Raw genomic sequence first — 17,962 nt, 5'->3', positions numbered from 1 at the left:
ATAAACAGAGGTCTGGACCATGAAGCCAGACCCAGGGCAGATAGACAAGCCAGCAGCAACAAGCCGGAGCACAACATGACTTCAACCCAGCAACATACTTTGAAATATGCCGCCCTGGCCGTATGGATAGCCTTGAGCATCCCTCAAGCTAAAGCCGATTTATCAGTCGGTTCCGTGTATGGCCAAGCCCCAACGGGTAGCAGCATCAGCATTAAAAACCTCGACACTGGCCTCAAACGCGAATTGACCGTCGATGCCAAGGGCCGCTTTGTGTTTTCCCAGTTACCTACCGGACGTTACCAGCTCAGCGGCAATGGCCAGACGCTGGATTTGTCCGTGGTCATTGGCACAGGCACACCCGTCAATCTGAATCAGGACAATGCTGAACGTATTGCTGTATTTGGCAGCAGAATTAATCGCATTGATACCTCGTCCGTGGAAGCCAGCACCGTGTTCAGTGCGGAGCAACTAGCCAATTTACCTATAGGGCGTGACGTGTCGGATGTGGCGTTACTGGCCCCTGGCACAGTGCGGGGCGACAGCGGTTTTGGCAAACTGGCGTCTTTCGGTGGGGCATCTGTGGCGGAAAACGGCTATTACATCAATGGCTTTGATGTCACCAACGCCCGTACTTTTTTAACCTACGCCAGGGTGCCTTTTGATGCTATTGGTGAGCAGGAAGTAAAAACCGGCGGTTTTGGCGCCGAGTATGGCCGCGCTTTGGGTGGGGTGATCAACATTGCCACCAAAAAAGGCACGAATGAATGGCAGTTTGACAGCTCTGCCGTCTGGACTCCGTCGACACTGACGGCGTCAGGCAAGGATGTTGTCAGCCGTTCTGGCACGGCGGGCGCGCGCGATTATTATTCGGCCTACCGTTCTGCTGACGAGTCGGAGCAGTTATCTGTCAGTGTGGGTGGCGGCGGGGCGCTGATTGAGGACAAGCTGTTTGTGTATGCGCTGGTCGAAGGCAAACGCGACAGCAGCGACGTCTACAGTGTGGACCGCAGCACCGCGACAGAAAACAGCTCGCCAAACTATCTGGCGAAGTTCGACTGGTACATCACGGACAACCATATTCTGGAGTTGACCGGAATTTCCAACAAAGAAGAAACCGACTACGAACTCTATCTGAACCCGGATGACCAGTATTACACCGGCCATCATGGCACACCCAGAACCCAATACACTCAACATGACGGCGGCACTATTTACATTGCTAAATATACCGGCCATCTGAGTGAAAACTTCACGGTTTCGGCGTTGTACGGCAAGTTGGATCAGGACTCTGCCTATATCACACCAGACCCGTTACCAGGCGATGAATGCCCGCTGGTGGATGTTTATGATCAGGACACTGACGATGTGATTGACGTGGGATGCTGGAACAATATCAACGTACGTTCGCTCGATTTTGGTCCGGATAATGACCAGCGTGAAGCCATTCGTTTAAGCGCCGAATGGCGGCTGGACAACCACACGCTGCGTTTTGGTTTTGACGACGAAACCTTTACTTCGCGGATTGCGGGTGCTGAGTACTCGGGTGGCGTGTTTTACCGTCGGTATACTCCGGTTGATTTTGACGACAGCTGGAACGGCGAAGACGTCGCCGCCGGTGCTCATGTGGTGCGTAAACGGACCCGTACCTCTCCTTCGGGCAATTACGAAGTGCAAAACCGGGCATTTTATATTGAAGACAGCTTCTACCTGACTGACGATTTGATGCTGTACGCCGGCCTGCGCAACGAGTCCTTCGATAACCTCAATGCGGATGGTGAATCTTTTGTCGATGCCAGCGACATGCTGGCACCGCGCCTCGGCTTTGTCTGGGATGTGAATGGGGATGCCAGCGCCAAACTGTACGCCAATGCTGGCCGCTACTACATTCCTATTGCCGCTAATACCAACGTGCGGGCATCGAACTGGCAGTACGTCACCACCGAATACTACCTGTATGACGGTCAGGTGGACCCGCTGACTCAGGCGCCGCTGCAACTTGGACAACAATTGGGTGACACCCTGACCAGCGGCCGCAATATCTCACCTGATCCGGCGACTGTGGCCTCGGCAGATCTGGAGCCTATGCTGCAGGACGAGTTGATTATTGGTTACCAGCGGGAACTGACTGACCAATGGACCGGCGGGGTCAGCCTGATTCTGCGTGAAGTGAAAAATGGCGTGGATGACTATTGTGGTCGGCAGGCCTTCGTCGACTTTGCAGCCGACCAGGGCTACGACGATTTTGACCCTGACACTTTAGCCACCTGCATCATTTTAAACCCAGGTCGTGATCTGCAGATGGATATGGATGTTGCTGGCGATGGCAATCTACAACGGGTGACGGTGCCGAACAGCTATCTGCAGCTGGACGAATACAAACGAAGCTACAAAGCTTTGGAACTGTCGTTTGAACGCAGTAAAACCGATGGCTGGTACCTGCAGGGCAGCTACGTCCTGGCGAAAAGTTCAGGCAACAGCGAAGGTCTGGTCAACAGCTGGCTGGAATCTGAATCACCCGGCCTGACCAATGATTTTGACCATAAAGTGTATGTGGATGGCACTGACGGCGATTTGTCCAACGACAGACGTCACACCTTTAAAGTCTTTGGCGGCTATGACCTGACGGACGAGCTGGAAGTGAATGCCAACCTGCTGGTGCAATCCGGCCGTCCGGTCAGTTGCTTTGGTTATGCACCATTTCCTGTAGATGACCCTGAGTACGAGGTGTTTGAACGCTATGCCGCCTCTACCTTGTATTGTCGCAATGCAGAAGGAGAGCAGGTGCTGACGCACCGGGGCCAGTTTGGCCGCACACCCTGGACTTATACGGTGGATTTAGGGCTTAGCTACAGGCCGGAATGGGCCAAAGGACTTACCTTACAGGCCAGTGTATTTAACCTGCTGAACAGCAGCCAGGTCACTGAATACGATGAAAAAGGCGATTTAACACTGGAAGACTCAGGCCAAAACCCGAACTTCCTGAATGATCTGAACTATCAGTCCCCCCGCTCTGTACGCCTGACTGCGCGTTACAGTTTTTAATGGCACCTTAGCCCCTGGATCTGTTGTTTCTGGGGCGACAAACAGAAAGGTGGGTCTGACAGTGGTCAGGCCCGGTGGAACCTTGTTATGGCTGAACTTCGTACAAAAGCGCTGTGCTCTGCAGTCCTGATGCTGTGCGGCTTGCCTTTGCTGGCTACGGCGCATTTTTCGACTGGCCCTGTGAGCGCAGAGCCACAGGCCGGAGCGAGCAATCCAGGCAAAGAACTTTGGTTGTTTGGTGGCGGTGAACCTATCTGCTCCAGTGTAGAGCTGCATAAATGTGCCAAAGCAAAAACTGCTGAAGCCCAGGCCTACTTTGAGCGTACTCAGGCGCTGCGGGAAAAGCAGTTTATGGTGAGCAGTACTGCGCTGACGCAGTGGCAGCAGTCCACACTGTGGCCTGGTCCGGCAACGCGACGCCAGCAGCTAAAAGCCGCCTTGCTTGCCAAATTGCAAAGTGTTCAGGGCAAAGTCATCGGGGAGGCCGACTGGTACCGGACACTGGATTCGCTGGATTTAACCGGCGATGAACATAGCCTGCTGGATGATTGGTTTGAGCAGCGGCCGCAACTGGCGGATGGTTCTACCCAAACTATGCAGGTGTATTTCGCCGGTACCGAATTGTATGTGCAGCAGATGTTTCAGGCCTTTGTGGCTTCAGGGCGCGAGCGTGCGGTTCAGCGACGTGGCCAGTCAGTGGAAAAACCTCGCTTAGTGCTTATCACTGCGTCTTCGTACAATGTGTTTGAGTGGGTGGATTATTATCGCCAGCTGTTTAGCGCCGCCGGTGCAGAAGTGCAGTGGTTACCTATTGAACCTGCGTTAGTGCAGGACGGTCGGTGCGACCAGTTGGATCAGCAGCGGCTGGTGTGGAATGGCCAGTATCAGCGGGCCGCGCGTTATCCTGAGCTGGCTGCCTACCAGCAGCAGTTTTGTCGTCAGCCGGCTAAGCAGCTGGAATTAATGCAGTCGGCCGATTTGGTATTTATCAATGGGGGCGATCAGTCATTAACCATGCGCAGCCTGCAACTAGCGGATGGCCAATGGACAGAGTTGGCGGCGATGCTGCACCGACGATTGGCGGAAGGGGTGCCGCTGGGGGGCTCCAGCGCTGGCACTGCAGTGCAATCTGGCCGCAGCGGCAGCACTATTCCGATGATCAGCGGTGGCAGCACAGAAACCGCTTTATTGCATGGCACCCTGGCGGTGGCGGCAGACCGGCCTTTATGCGCTTTGTTTGACCACTGCAACCCGGTGTTGCAACAGGATCGGCTGACCTACAAAGCGGATGGCGGCCTGCGCAGTTTTACGCTGGGCATTACAGATACCCATTTCCGTGAGCGCGAACGCGAAGGCCGTCTGCTGCGGTTGGTCATGGATACCAAAGCGCCTGCCGGGGCCGGGGTGGATGAAGCGACTGTGCTCAGAGCCAATTTCCGTTCGGACTTAAAAGCCAGCCTGAGTGTGATGGGGCATGGCGGCGTCTGGCTGGTGCTGCCAGAGAACAGCATGCAGCAGCAACAGCTAAGTTCAGGCTGGCGGGTGGAGGGACTACAAGCCAGCCGCTTATTGCCGGGTGATACCGCTGTGCTGGAGCCAGGGCGGCTGCAGGTACAGCTGGATTGTCCTGTATCTGCACAAGTACCAGCTCACAAAGTGGATCCCTTGACCTACCGGGCCCAGGCTCAGTGGCACTGGTTGCAAAAAGATCAGCTGGTTCAGGCTTGTCAGCGCGCGGATGGGGTGTGGCGTTACCAGCACTTGCCGTTGGTGCTTGAGGTGACTGATGCAAAATCCTGAGGTGCCACAAAGCCAGCAAGGCTGGCAGATGCCGGACACGCTGTTGATTGTGTTTGGTGTGTTGCTGCTGTCGGCATTGCTGGCCTGGTGGCTGCCGCCTGGTGTCTACCAGACTGCGCTGGACACCGTGACCGGGCGTCAGTTGATTCTCGCTGATAGCTTCAGGCTGGTGCCGGAAGCGGCGCAACTGAGCCTGTTTGCAGACGGTGAACGTACTGGAATTCTGACCGCCTTTTACGATGGCATGACGTCGGGCTCCCGCCACAGCTCTGCTATTGCGGTGGTGGTGTTTATTCTGATGGTGGGGGGCAGCTTTGGCCTGATGCTACACACTGGGGCTGTGGAGCAGTCATTACGCTGGCTGATCAGCAAATTGCAGCACAGAGCCATGTTGTTATTGCCCGTGCTGGCCACCTTGTTTTCTTTAGGCGGTGCCGTTTTTGGTATGGGCGAAGAAGCGATGGCTTTTGCTATTTTGCTGGTGCCGCTGATCCGGATGCTTGGCTATGACGCCATGACCGCGGTGTTACTGACTTACGGCGCCAGTCAGATAGGCTTTGCTACCTCCTGGATGAACCCCTTTTCTGTGGCGATAGCTCAGAGTATTGCTCAGCTTCCGCCTTTGTCTGGCACCAGTTTCCGGCTTGGGATGTGGCTGGTGTTTACCGGCGTCTATGTGCTCTGGATGGTGTGGCGGGCTGAGCGTTACCGGCAGCACAGCACAGTGCAAAGCAGTTTTCAGCTGGACCACCAGTTTAGTCTGGGCCACGGTCTGGTGGTGTTGACCTTGCTGCTCGGGCTGGTCTGGGTGGTGTGGGGGGTGGTGACTCAGGGTTATTACTTGCGCGAAATAGCCACCCAATTTTTTGTGATGGGGTTGGTCAGTGCGCTGATTGGCCTGAGCTTTGGCCTGAATCGCAGTGGCGGCCTGAATGCCTATGTCGACGCTTTTAAACAAGGGGCAGCCCAGTTACTGCCTGCCGCTCTGGTGGTCGGGATTGCCCAGGGCATTATTTTACTGCTCGGTGGGACAGACCCGACCAAACCTACGGTGATTAATACCTTGTTGCACCACGCTTCAGGCCTGATTGATGGTCAGCCAGAGTGGCTGGCGGCTCAAGCCATGCTGGTGTTTCAAAGCGGATTCAATTTCTTTGTCACGTCAGGTTCAGGTCAGGCGGCCCTGACCATGCCGCTGATGGCACCGCTGGCGGACTTGGTTGGCGTCAGTCGCCAGACGGCTGTTCTGGCTTTCCAGCTGGGCGATGGTCTGGCGCATTTGTTCTATCCCACCTCTGCCGCGTTGATGGGGACCTTGGCCATAGCCCGGGTGGAGTTTGTCGACTGGCTGAAAAACATGTGGTCGCTTTGCTTGCTATTAACAGCAATGAGTATGGCGACTGTGGCACTGGCAGTTCAGATTGGTTTTTAAGCAGGCAGGTAAGCAATGCTAACACGTATTTATGGCGGGCTCTGTTATAGCCCTGAGCCGCTGGGACAACAGGATATCTGGGTGGCTGGCCAGTCGGTACTGGCGCTGGGCGCAGAGAATTTACAGGGCGATTTAGTGCAGCAGGTCGACGCGTCTGACTGTTATGTGGTTCCTGGGCTGGTGGATTCGCTGGCGCATATTATTGGCGGCGGCGGTGAAGGCGGTTTTCGGACCCGCACCAGTGAGCTGAAAACCGCCGACGCTATTGCCGCTGGAGTCACCACTCTGGTTGGTGTGCTGGGCACAGATGCCATTACCCGTACCTTAACCAATCTGCTGGCCAAAGCTCATGCGTTATCCGAAGAAGGCTTGAGTTGTTATTGTCACACAGGGTCTTACCAAATTCCGGCCAAAACATTGTTTGCTGAGGTAATGGATGACCTGGTGCTGATTGATAAGTTTATTGGAGTGGGTGAAGTTGCCATTGCTGACCATCGTTCCTCGCAGCCGACTTTACAGGAGCTGGTACGGTTGACATCTCAGGCTAGGGTTGGTGGTATGCTGTCTGGCAAAGCCGGCATTGTCAGCGTGCATGTCGGGCCTTGCGCCGCCGGGCTGGATTTGTTGTGGCAAGCGGCGGAGCACAGCGATATTCCGCGTACCCAGTTTTATCCGACCCATCTTAACCGTAATCAGCTGTTGCTGGAGCAGGGCTGGAACTGGCTAACGCAGGGCGGCTGGATTGATCTGACCACCAGCTGCACGCCACAGGACATTGCTGAGGGCGAAGTAAAATGTGCTGATGCACTTTACCAGGCCTGGCAGCGTGGGCTGGATTTATCCCGGTTGACCTTCTCTTCCGATGCCAACGCCTCTTTGCCTTATTTTAATGAGGCGGGTGAGTTTATCGGGCTTGGTGAGGGCAAAATTCAGAGCCTGTACCAGGAAATGACGGATGCGGTGCGGCTGGGGGTGCCGTTGGAGCATGCGCTGCGGGTGGTTACGTTAAATCCGGCCACAGTGCTGAAGTTACCGCACAAAGGCCGTATTGGTTTGCACTCTGACGCTGACCTGTTACTGATTGATAAATCCACGTTGCAGCTCAAAGCAGTGATGGCCAAAGGCCGCTGGCTCTGGTCGGACGGCAGAGTGCCTGTGCAGCGCAGCAGCTTGTTTTTTTAACGCCGGTGCGGCCTGCTATTATCAAAAATATTTTGAATAAGTTTACAAAATAACTTGGTTTTGTTTGTTAATCAGACTGCGTATGCTAGAGCCTTTAACGAACAGGAGCCAAATTGATGAAAGCTATCGGCTATAAATCTGCCCATGACATCAGTGCATTAGCGCTGGAAGATATTGAACTGCCAGTACCAAATGCCACAGGTCACGACTTGCTGGTGGAGGTGAAGGCTGTTTCGGTCAACCCGGTGGATACCAAAATCCGTAAAGGGGTCAGTGCTGCGGCGGCGGACTACAAAGTATTGGGCTGGGACGCTGTCGGCATTGTCAAAGCTGTCGGTGACCAGGTCAGTTTGTTTCAGGTTGGCGATCGCGTCTGGTATGCCGGTGATATCAGCCGCAGCGGCAGTAATGCCGAGTTTCAGCTGGTGGACGAACGTATTGTCGGGCTGGCGCCACACAGTCTGAGCGACGCAGAAGCCGCCGCCTTGCCGCTGACCGCTATTACCGCCTGGGAAATGTTGTTTGACCGGCTGCAAGTGAAACCTGGCAAAGACTACAGCGGCCAATCTCTGCTGGTGGTTGGTGCTGCCGGTGGGGTCGGTTCTATTCTGGTGCAGCTGGCCCGCCAGTTAACCGCATTAACTGTGATAGGCACTGCCTCCCGTGCCGAAACTCATGACTGGCTGAAACAGCTGGGCGCTCATCATGTGATTGACCACAGCAAAGCCTTGAGCCAGGAGTTGCAGCGTATTGGTATTGGCCAGGTCAGCCATCTGGTCAGCCTGACGCACACCAGCACACATTACGCCGAAATTATTGAAAGCCTGCAGCCGCAAGGCAAATTCGGCCTGATTGACGACCCGGACCAGCTGGACGCCACCCAACTGAAGCGTAAGAGCCTGTCGTTGCATTGGGAGCTGATGTTTACGCGGTCTTTGTACCAGACCAGCGATATGTTGGCGCAGCACCAGTTACTGAATGAGGTGGCACGTTTAATTGATGCCGGTTTAATTCGCACCACCTTAGGCAGCCATTTAGGCAAGATCAACGCGGCGAATTTAAGCGAGGCGCACCGGTTGATTGAATCGCAGCGCACCAAAGGCAAAATTGTGCTGGAAGGGTTTTAATCCACCAAAGGGGCTGGGGCTGATGCGGCTATTGCAGGATCTCCATATTTTCTTGTCGACGGCCCGGTTGGGTAACCTGACCCTGGTGGCGAAACAGCTGAACCTGACGCCGGCGGCCACCAGTGCCGCCATTAAACGGCTGGAGCAACAGCTGGGTGCGGAGTTGTTTGTCCGTTCCACCCGTTCCTTGCGGCTGACGCAGGCAGGCGAGCTGTTTTTAAGCCATTGCCAGCCTGGGGTCGAGCAGATTGAACTGGGTATGCAGCTGGTGCAGCAAGGGCGTGAGCAGCTCTGTGGTGAGCTGCGGCTGGCGATGCCGTCGGATTTAGGCCGCAATTTGTTGCTGGACTGGCTGGATCAGTTTAATCAGCTGCATCCGGGCCTGAGTTTACGCTTGTCGGTCACCGACCGGATGACCGACTTGTACAAAGAGCCTTTGGATGCAGCCATTCGCTACGGTCAGCCCGCCGACTCTGGCATGGTGGCGCTGGTGTTGTCCGGCAGCAACCACAGGGTACTGTGCGCCGCGCCGTCTTATCTGGAACGCTATGGCGCACCGGCAGCACCTGCCGATCTCAGTCAGCACCACTGTCTGCGGTTTGCACTGAAAGACAGTACCCACAGCAACTGGACCTTTTACCGGCAACAACAGACAGAAACTGTGGTGATTCAGGGCGGTTCGGTGGCTGATGATGGCGATGTGGTGCGGCGCTGGTTGGTCAGTGGCCGGGGTATTGGCTTTAAGTCACTGCTGGATGTCAGTGAAGATATACTGGCTGGTCGTTTAGTGCCCATGTGCACTGACTGGCAAGGCGAAGCGGCACCTTTGCATTTGCTGGTACCGGGCCGCTCGCAGCTAACGCCAGTCATTCAGGCACTGCGGCAGTTTCTCAGCGAACGGCTGCAACAGCAGTTGCAACTGGTGCTAGAGCTTATTGCTGCCTCAGGGACTGTAGACAGATAAAATTATTTGTTTTGTCTTTGTCATATAACTTTGATTAAATGTGAATTTATAGCGTCTCATTGATCTGGATCGGGCCAAAGCCCTTGCCGTTCCAGCACAATACTCGGGTAAACCCACTGACTATTGGAACTGCTGTTTATGGATAAATTCTTCGTTCGCCGCTGGTGGCTGTTGCTGGCCGTATTGCTGGCCGTCGCTGTCTGGTTTCAGTTTTTACGCAGCCCTGCCACAGATCAGGCGTTTCAGAAAGCCAATGGCCGGATTGAAGCTACCGAAATTGCGATTGCCAGCAAGATTAGTGGCCGTATTGATGAGATTTTGGTGAATGAAGGCGATTTTGTCGAAGCAGGTCAGCTGCTGGCCAGAATCAATCCTGATGCCTTAATGGCGGACCTGGATAAAGCCAAAGCACAGCAACTGCAAAGCAAAACCCAGGTGGCCAATGCGGAGTCGGCAGTGGCGCAGCGTCGCAGCGAACGGGCTGCGCTTGAAGCGGCTTTGCGCCAGCGTCAGGCCGAATTGTCGGCGGCAGAGAAACGTGAGAAGCGCACGGATTCGCTGGCCAGCAGCGGGGCCGTGTCACAGCAACTGGCAGAAGACAACCAGACGGCGGTCACCACAGCTGCTGCGGTGGTTGCCTCAGCGCAGGCTCAGCTGGAAGCCAATCAGGCTGCCATTGCTGCGGCCGAAACTCAGGTCGAGGCTGCCAAAGCTAATCTGATTGCGTCCGAAGCGGCGATAGCCCGCATACAGGTCGACCTGAAAGAAACCGAATTGAAAGCACCAAAAGCAGGTCGTATTCAATACCGGGTGTTGCAACCGGGGGAAATCGTCGGCGCCGGTGGCCGTGTGCTGAATCTGATTGATTTAACGGATGTCTTCATGACCTTTTTCCTGCCCACCCAATATGCCGGGCAACTAACCCTCAAAAGCGAAGCCCGTATTGTGGTGGATGCGCTGCCGGACCGCGCCATTCCGGCCAAAATTACGTTTATTGCCGATGTCGCCCAATTTACGCCCAAGACGGTTGAAACCCAGAATGAGCGGGAAAAGCTGATGTTCCGTATCAAAGCGCAGGTGTCCCCTGAATTGCTGCAAAAGCACATAGACAAGGTAAAAACCGGCTTGCCTGGAGTGGTGTGGGTGCGGCTGGATGAACAGGCCAGTTGGCCTGAGCAATTACCTGCTTTGGTTCAACCCTAAGGAAGGCAGCCGATGAATGGTATTGCCAGCGTCCGGGCGCTCCGGCACAGCTATGGTAAAACCCTGGCGTTGCAGGGGCTGGATATCGAGTTTCCGGCCGGGAAAATGCTTGGGGTTATCGGGCCTGACGGCGTGGGTAAGTCCACCTTGCTGGCGCTGCTGGCGGGGGCCCGGCAGTTGCAGCAAGGTGAAGTGCAGGTGCTGGGCGCTTCTATGCGCAGCAGCAAACACCGCCGACAAGTCTGTCCGCGTATCGCCTATATGCCACAAGGCTTAGGCAAAAACCTCTACCCCAGTTTGTCGGTCGCAGAGAACCTGCAGTTTTTTGCACAGCTGTTCGGGCATTCGGATGCCGAAGCGAAACGGCGTATTCAGTACCTGACTCAGGCTACAGGGCTGCTGCCTTTTCTCGACAGACCGGCCGGGAAATTGTCGGGCGGTATGAAGCAAAAACTATCGTTGTGCTGCGCCTTGATCCATGACCCGGATTTATTGATTCTGGATGAGCCCACCACTGGGGTGGATCCCTTAGCCCGCAGTCAGTTCTGGACGCTGATTGCCGGCATTCGGGCGCAGCGACCGGCCATGAGTGTGATCGTGGCCACCGCTTACATGGATGAAGCTGCGCAATTTGACTGGCTGCTGATGCTGAATGCGGGCGCAGTGCTGGCGGCAGATACACCGCAGGCTATTTTTCAGCAGACCGGTTGCCAGGACTTAGAGCAAGCCTTTGTGCGTTTATTGCCTGAAGCACCGGTGCAAACCAGCATGCCGGATTTGCCGGCATTGGCGTCGGACGAAATTGCCATTGAAGCCTCCGGGCTGACCATGCAGTTTGGTGACTTTACCGCTGTCGATCAGGTGAGTTTTCAAATCCGCCGCGGTGAGATTTTCGGTTTCCTTGGCTCCAATGGTTGCGGCAAATCAACCACCATGAAAATGCTGACAGGTTTGCTACCCGCCAGCAGCGGCACGGCCTCGTTGTTCGGCCAGCCGGTGTCGGCGGATGACCTGACCACCAGGCGACGGGTGGGTTATATGTCGCAGGCGTTTTCGCTCTATACCGAACTGACGGTGCGGCAGAATCTGGAGTTACACGCCCGTTTATTTGCGGTGCCTGCCGCCGAGATACAATCCAGGGTTACTGAAATGGTGGGGCGTTTTGGTTTGAGCCAGGTGCTGGATGAGCTACCGGAGAAACTGCCGCTTGGCATGCGGCAGCGGTTGTCCCTGGCTGTGGCCATGGTGCATAAGCCGGACTTATTGATCCTGGATGAACCCACTTCTGGGGTGGACCCTGTGGCCCGTGACCAGTTTTGGCAGCTGATGCTGGAGCTGGCGCGACGCGACCAGGTGACCATTTTTATTTCCACCCACTTTATGTCAGAGGCGATGCGCTGTGACCGTATTTCACTGATGCATGCCGGCAAGGTGTTGGTCAGTGCAGCGCCAGAGCAGATTGCGGCCAGTCATCCCTCTGGCCAGCTGGAGCAGGCTTTTATTCAGCAACTGCGCGATGCGGGCGCAGATCAACAGCAGGCACAAAGCCAGCTGGAATTACCTCAGTCCCCGGCCCGGTCAGCCTCTGCGGCCCGTTTCAGCCTAAAGCGGCTATGGGCACTGGCACGGCGTGAAAGTATGGAATTAAGCCGCGACCCTTTGCGGGCTGTGATGGCACTGTTTGGCAGCCTGCTGCTGATGGTGGTGATGGGCTATGGCATTACCATGGATGTCGACAACCTGAAATTTGCCGTGCTGGACCAGGACCAAAGCCTGAAAAGCCAGAATTACCTTTTGCAACTGTCTGGCTCCCGTTACTTCAGTGAGCAGGCGCCATTGTCCAGCATGGCGGAATTGGACCAGCGCATGCAGGCCGGTGAGATTGCGCTGGCAGTGCAAATTCCTCCCGGCTTTGGCCGTGATCTGGAAGCTGGAAAGACGGTGGCCTTGTCCGCCTGGGTGGATGGAGCCATGCCCAAGCGGGCGGAAACCATTCAGGCTTATGTGCAAGGGATGCATAGTTACTGGCTGCAGAGCCAGGCCGAAAAGGTTGGAGTGAACCTGGGATCGTTGGTGCTGGAAACCCGCTACCGCTATAACCCGGACGTGAAAAGCCTGGTGGCGATGGTGCCTGGGGTGATCCCAATGTTATTGCTGATGATCCCGGCCGTATTAACTGCCTTGTCTGTGGTACGGGAGAAAGAGCTGGGGTCTATTATCAACCTCTATGTCACGCCCACCTTACGCAGTGAATTTTTGTTGGGTAAACAGCTGCCTTATATCGGCATTGCCTTTATTAGTTTCATTCTGATGCTGCTGATGGCGACTCTGGTGTTTGGCGTGCCTTTTACCGGTGATTTGCTGTTTTATCTGCTGGCGGGTCTGGTATTTGTCAGTTTTGCCACCGGCTTTGGTTTATTCGCCTCCATTTTCACCCGCAGCCAGGTGTCCGCTATTGTGGTGGCCGTGCTTGGCACTATGGTGCCTGCGGTGCAGTTCTCTGGCATGATTGACCCGGTATCCTCGCTGGAAGGGGCGGGCCGGCTGATTGGTGAAGCCTACCCGGCCAGCCATTTTCTGACCATCAGTCGCGGCGTGTTCAGTAAAGCGCTGCACTACTCCGATTTGCACCTCGCCTTTTACAGCATGTTGCTTTCTGTACCGGTGATTCTGGTGTTGTCAGTATTGCTGTTGAATAAGCAGGAGCGCTGAGATGGTCAGTATCAGACACATTTATCAGTTAGGCGTGAAGGAGTTGTGGAGTCTGTGGCGCGACCCGGTGATGTTGCTGCTGATCCTGTACACCTTTACCTTCAATATCTATGTGGCCGGTACGGCCATGCCACAAAGTCTGCACAATGCGCCTATTGCTATTGTCGACCAGGACCACTCAGCGCTAAGCGAACGCATCCGTGATGCCTTTTACCCACCAACCTTTTTACCGCCTGTGCTGATTGAGGCCAATCAGGCTGATGCACTGCTGGATCAGGGCCTTTACACCTTTGTGCTGAATGTACCACCAGGCTTTCAGGCCGATTTGTTGGCCGAACGGGCGCCCAAACTGCTGCTGAGCGTTGATGCGACCCGCATGAGCCAGGCCTTTACCGGCAATGGTTATGTCGAGCGCATTGTGAATCTGGAGGTGCAGGAGTTTATTAGTCGTAACCGAAGCCAGGCGGCCAGCCCGGTGGAGCTGGAACTGCGGGCGCGCTTTAACCCAAGTCTGGACGCCAGTTGGTTTGGCTCGCTGATGGAAGTGATTAACTCAGTCACCATGATTTCGATTGTACTGACCGGGGCTGCGCTGATCAGAGAGCGGGAGCATGGCACCATCGAACATCTGTTGGTGATGCCAGTGACGCCGCTGGAAATTATGCTGGCCAAAATATGGGCCATGGCGCTGGTGGTGTTGTTGTCCACTGTGCTGTCGTTAACGCTGGTGATCCAACAGGTGCTGGCCGTGCCGGTGGCCGGTTCAGTGCCATTGTTTCTCGGGGTCACTTTATTGCATTTATTTGCCACCACCTCGATGGGAATTTTTATGGCGACAGTCACCCGTTCAATGCCGCAATTCGGCTTATTGTTGATGATGACCTTGTTGCCGCTGCAGATGCTGTCAGGTGGCATTACCCCAAGGGAAAGTATGCCTGAGCTAGTGCAAAACCTGATGCTGGTAGCGCCGACCACCCATTTTGTCGCCGCGGCGCAAGCTATTCTTTATCGTGGGGCTGGTTTGGACACCGTCTGGCCTCAGCTGATCTGGCTGCTGCTGATTGGGGCTATGCTGTTCTGGTACTCGGCCCGACGCTTCCGGGCTGCCTTAAGTTCGATGTAGAGGTGAGGTATGGAAAGTTTTGTCGTCTGGCTGATGCATATCAGTGGTTATATTGTGGAACTGGTCGTGGCGCGTGACGCTCATGCTTTTATTGTCTACCAGATGGTGGTGGCGATTAGCCTGATTGTACTGGTGGCTGCTGTACTGGCGTTCTGGCCTTTGTTGCACCTGAAAAAACGTAGTCAGGCGAAAAAAGCGGATAGCTAGCTCAGTATTGTATCCTGGGGTCAGGTCTTGTATTTTGCATTGAAACGCAAAATACAAGACCTGACCCCAATGCTAGACCCCTACAGTTAATCCCAATCGGGAGCAAAATCAGGGTTGGCGATACGTTCACCGGCGTCCAACCCGGCAATCAATGCTTTGTCTTCTGCTGATAAGCTTATCTGTTGCGCACCGAAGTTATCGGCCAGGTTTTTCGCTTTGGTCGACATCGGAATCGTCACCATGCCCTGGTCCAGCACCCAGCGCAGTACCACTTGAGCAATGCTGTGGCCGCTACGGGCAGCAATATCCTGCAGGACCGGATCGGCAAAAACTTTACCAACCGCCAAAGGCATATAGGCGGTGGGGGTGATGCCTTGCTGCTGCATAAAAGCCAACAATTTGCGGTTTTGCAGATAAGGATGTACCTCGACCTGGTTCGTCACAATCTCACCCGGCCCCAGAATGTCTATGGCCTGCTGCAACTGGGCAATGGTGAAATTCGACACTCCAATGGCTTTGGTCAGGCCCAGAGCTTTGGCTTGCTTCAGTTCATGCAGGTACTCCTGCATGGCGACCGCATTGCTGCTGTCTGGCCAGTGGATCAGTAATAAATCCACATAGTCGGTGTTTAGCTTTTGCAGGGTTTCCCGCACACTGAGCAGAAAAGTGTCTGCCGCTAAATTGCTCAGCCAGACTTTGGTGGTGAGGAATATCTGCTCGCGCGCAATGCCGCTGTCGCTGATCGCCTGGCCAACTTCTGCTTCATTCCCATAGATTTGTGCAGTGTCTATATGGCGGTAACCTGCCTGCAGAGCCAGTGTCACAGAATCGTAAGCCAGCTGATCTTTCAGTCGGAAGGTACCCATACCAAGCGAAGGGGCGAATAAGTGAGTGGTCATCATAGATCTCCTGTGTTGTGTCTTGAGTCTGGGGTCAGTACTGCCGGACTCAAGTGAATGGGGTCAATGCTGCGGCCAACTGCCGCAGCAGCGGGCTGAGTTAACGGCTTGGAGCCTGCTGACGCTCCAGCGCACCGGACCAACGGGTTAACAGCAAAGCCAGCAGGACTATAACGGCGCCGATCCAGCCGGTGTCGGTCAGCGGGCGGCTGGCGACCACTAAACCGCCGATCCAGGCACCTAACGCAATACCAAGGTTAAACGCAGCGATATTCATACCGCTGGCCACATCCACGGCTTCAGGCCGGTATTTTTGTGCCAGCTGCACTACATACACCTGCAAGCCGGGTACATTGCCGAACGCAAAAGCTCCCCAAATCAGCACGGTCAGCACAGCCAGGGTGGCGGAATGGGCTGTCCAGCTAAACAACGCCAGCACCAGTGCCAACAAGGCAAAAATAATACTCAGGGCTTTCACCGGGCCATGCTTGTCAGCGAGCTTGCCACCCCAGATATTGCCAAAGGCGACAGACACACCATAGACCAGCATGATGATGCCGATAGCACCGGCGGCAAAACCTGATACCTGCTGCAGAATTGGGGCCAGATACGTAAAGGCCACAAAGGTTCCGCCATAGCCGACAGCGGTCATGGCAAACACCAGCAATAAGCGCGGTTCAGTCAGTACCAACAGTTGCTGCATGACCGAAGCACTTTTGCCAGTTTTCAGTCTGGCAGGCACCAAGATGGCGCTGCCAATCAGGGCTATAAGGCCAAGAGCTGCCACCACTAAAAAGGTGGCGCGCCAGCCAAACTCCTGACCTATCCAGGTACCCAGTGGCACCCCAGTCACCAGCGCGACAGTCAGACCGCTGAACATCAGCGCTATGGCACTGGCTTCTTTGTCTTTGCTGACCAGGCTGGTGGCGATGGTAGAGCCTATGGAGAAAAACACGCCATGGGCCAGACCGGTCAGCACACGCGCCAGCACCAGGCTTTCATAACCCGGAGCCAGAAAGGCCAGCACATTGCCGGTAATAAACAGCGCCATTAATGCCAGCAGCAAAGGTTTGCGTGGCCAGTGGCCCGTCAGGGCGGTCAGCAGCGGGGCGCCGATGGCGACTCCCAGCGCATACAAACTGACCAACAGGCCAGCCGAAGGTAAAGACACAGCCAGGTCTTGGGCTATGGTTGGCACCAGACCGACAATCACAAATTCGGTGGTGCCTATGGCGAAGGCGCTTAAGGTCAGCGCCCAAAGGGCTAATGGCATAAAAAACTCCGCGTTAGTTAGTGCGCGGCAGTGTGCCAAAAGTTACTATTGTGAAAAATGGCGTTAATGACAAATATCTTTTGCAAATATGGCAATAATATCGCAAACCGAACAACTCGAATTGCTACTGGCCGTGCACGACAGTGGCAGCTTTTCGGCCGCCGCCCGGCTGCTGGACTGTCAGGTGGCTAAAGTGTCCAGGGCAGTACAGCAACTGGAGCAGCATCTTAGCTGCAGCCTGTTCAGCCGCACGACGAGAAGGGGGGAACCTACCGCAGAAGGACGGGCTTTTGTGTTGAAAGTCCGCCAGGCGCTGTACCAGCTGCAGCAGGCAGAAGAAGAGCTAAAACTGCAGCAGGGTCAGCCCAGTGGGGTATTGCGGGTGGATGCGGCCAGCCCCTTTGTGTTGCATCAGTTATTGCCCTTGATGCATGAGTTTCGTCAGTTGTATCCGGCGATCCAGCTGGAACTGATGTCCAGTGACAAACTCATCGATCTGATAGAGCGGCGCACCGATGTAGCCATCCGTATTGGTGCTTTGAGTGATTCCAACCTGCATGCGCGACTGCTGGGACGTAGCCGGCTACATCTGGTGGCTAGCCCGGCCTATCTGCAACGGTTTGGTACGCCCACCCATGCTGCACAGCTGAACCAGCATCAATGGATAGGTTTTGCCGATAACTCAAAACTGAACCTGTTACCGCTGACTGAACCTGTAACTATTGCTCCGGTTATCAGTGCCAGCAGTGGCGAAACCTTGCTGCAGCTCTGTCTGGCCGGGCATGGTATTGCCTTATTGTCGAACTTTATGGTGCGACAGGCGATAGATCAGGGACGGTTGATGGAAGTTTTGCCCGGGCAGTTGCAAAGCCCGCACCCACGGGAACTGGTGCAGGCGGTGTACTACAGCAACAGTGCGTTATCAGGCCGGATTAAAGTGTTTCTGCACTTTCTTGAAGGGCGCTTATCGCTGTAAGCTGGTGTCTGCCATAAAGCTA

Annotated in this window: 13 protein-coding genes; 11 read left to right on the top strand and 2 right to left on the bottom strand. The window is 55.1% G+C overall.

All coding sequences use genetic code 11. The annotated features are described in order from the left end of the window. Positions 1–75: 75 nt before the first annotated feature. The 10 genes from ACFO3I_RS14230 (at position 76) to ACFO3I_RS14185 (ending at position 14,792) form a co-directional block, all read left to right on the top strand. Positions 76–3,042: a TonB-dependent receptor gene (locus ACFO3I_RS14230; protein ID WP_377334995.1), complete on the top strand. Its 2,967-nt coding sequence runs from the start codon at positions 76–78 to the stop codon at positions 3,040–3,042. Between the two features lie 87 nt (positions 3,043–3,129). Next, positions 3,130–4,842 carry a cyanophycinase gene (locus ACFO3I_RS14225; protein ID WP_377334993.1) on the top strand — a complete coding sequence of 571 codons (1,713 nt, stop codon included), beginning with the start codon at positions 3,130–3,132 and terminating at the stop codon, positions 4,840–4,842. After that, positions 4,829–6,274 carry a putative basic amino acid antiporter YfcC gene (gene yfcC / locus ACFO3I_RS14220; protein ID WP_377334991.1) on the top strand — a complete coding sequence of 482 codons (1,446 nt, stop codon included), beginning with the start codon at positions 4,829–4,831 and terminating at the stop codon, positions 6,272–6,274. The genes ACFO3I_RS14225 and yfcC overlap by 14 nt, the downstream gene beginning before the upstream one ends. Before the next feature lie 15 nt (positions 6,275–6,289). After that, a complete protein-coding gene (iadA, locus tag ACFO3I_RS14215) occupies positions 6,290–7,456 on the top strand; it encodes a beta-aspartyl-peptidase (protein ID WP_377334989.1) in 1,167 nt (388 codons plus the stop codon). A 116-nt stretch (positions 7,457–7,572) separates the two neighbouring features. Then, complete coding sequence (locus tag ACFO3I_RS14210) at positions 7,573–8,583, top strand: zinc-binding alcohol dehydrogenase family protein (RefSeq protein ID WP_377334987.1); 1,011 nt, start codon at positions 7,573–7,575, stop codon at positions 8,581–8,583. Positions 8,584–8,605: 22 nt separating this feature from the next. After that, the gene (locus tag ACFO3I_RS14205) at positions 8,606–9,547 is read left to right on the top strand and encodes a LysR family transcriptional regulator (RefSeq protein ID WP_377334985.1); all 942 of its coding nucleotides are present in this window, start codon (positions 8,606–8,608) and stop codon (positions 9,545–9,547) included. A 138-nt stretch (positions 9,548–9,685) separates the two neighbouring features. Then, positions 9,686–10,750, top strand: coding sequence for an HlyD family secretion protein (locus tag ACFO3I_RS14200; protein WP_377334983.1), 1,065 nt, complete (start codon positions 9,686–9,688; stop codon positions 10,748–10,750). 12 nt (positions 10,751–10,762) lie between these two features. Further along, positions 10,763–13,462 carry a ribosome-associated ATPase/putative transporter RbbA gene (gene rbbA, locus ACFO3I_RS14195; protein ID WP_377334981.1) on the top strand — a complete coding sequence of 900 codons (2,700 nt, stop codon included), beginning with the start codon at positions 10,763–10,765 and terminating at the stop codon, positions 13,460–13,462. 1 nt (position 13,463) lies between these two features. Further along, entirely contained in the window at positions 13,464–14,585 is a 1,122-nt protein-coding gene (locus tag ACFO3I_RS14190; protein WP_377334979.1) for an ABC transporter permease, read from the top strand. 9 nt (positions 14,586–14,594) lie between these two features. Then, positions 14,595–14,792, top strand: coding sequence for a hypothetical protein (locus ACFO3I_RS14185; protein ID WP_377334977.1), 198 nt, complete (start codon positions 14,595–14,597; stop codon positions 14,790–14,792). Between the two features lie 86 nt (positions 14,793–14,878). On the opposite strand, the gene dkgB is transcribed toward ACFO3I_RS14185, so the two are convergent. Continuing rightward, positions 14,879–15,691, bottom strand: a complete 813-nt coding sequence (gene dkgB / locus ACFO3I_RS14180) for a 2,5-didehydrogluconate reductase DkgB (RefSeq protein ID WP_377334975.1) — start codon at positions 15,689–15,691, stop codon at positions 14,879–14,881. Positions 15,692–15,791: 100 nt separating this feature from the next. Next, positions 15,792–16,964, bottom strand: a complete 1,173-nt coding sequence (locus ACFO3I_RS14175) for an MFS transporter (protein WP_377334973.1) — start codon at positions 16,962–16,964, stop codon at positions 15,792–15,794. A gap of 88 nt (positions 16,965–17,052) precedes the next feature. Between ACFO3I_RS14175 and ACFO3I_RS14170 the strand changes: the two genes are divergently transcribed. Further along, positions 17,053–17,940, top strand: a complete 888-nt coding sequence (locus ACFO3I_RS14170; protein WP_377334971.1) for a LysR family transcriptional regulator — start codon at positions 17,053–17,055, stop codon at positions 17,938–17,940. Positions 17,941–17,962 lie beyond the last annotated feature (22 nt).

The sequence above is a fragment of the Rheinheimera marina genome (genome assembly GCF_042654345.1).
GTDB classification, from domain to species: Bacteria; Pseudomonadota; Gammaproteobacteria; order Enterobacterales; family Alteromonadaceae; genus Pararheinheimera; species Pararheinheimera marina.
The sequence above is the reverse complement of the archived record's forward strand: the minus strand, read 5'-3'. Positions and strand labels throughout refer to the sequence as shown.